This window comes from Methylobacterium sp. J-001 (genome assembly GCF_022829565.1).
Lineage (GTDB): Bacteria > Pseudomonadota > Alphaproteobacteria > Rhizobiales > Beijerinckiaceae > Methylobacterium.
The window spans coordinates 1-351 of the sequence record NZ_JAKSYN010000102.1; the positions used below are offsets into that span (position 1 = coordinate 1).

Sequence of the window (351 nt, forward strand, 5' to 3'; positions counted from 1 at the left end):
GACAGGTACACGTAGCTATCGGCGCTGCTACAGCCGACAGCATCCGGTCTCTATAATAAATCGACTAGATGGTTACCGCTGCGATGAGCTGGTGAAAGTCCATTCTTGTTGACAAGCCACTTGCGCAGCACGACGCCTACGACCGTGGAGCACTACTATAAGGTGCGTGCGATACTGGTGTGACGCGCTGTGATCTCGTCTATTGACTGACGCGGGATGTCCACTAACTTACACGCAGAGATCGTACCGATGCTTTGGTCCATCTCGTCTATGATGAACACGTTCAGGTCGCAGAAATCGCCCGGCACGAGGAGGGCCATGATCTGGCGCTGGCCGTCCGAGAGTACCTTG

The 351-nt window shown here is 54.7% G+C and carries 1 pseudogene; it reads right to left on the reverse strand.

Going from position 1 to position 351, the window contains the following annotated elements:
- Positions 1–155 precede the first annotated feature (155 nt).
- Positions 156–351, reverse strand: a pseudogene (locus MKK65_RS11180) (Crp/Fnr family transcriptional regulator); the annotation flags it as partial.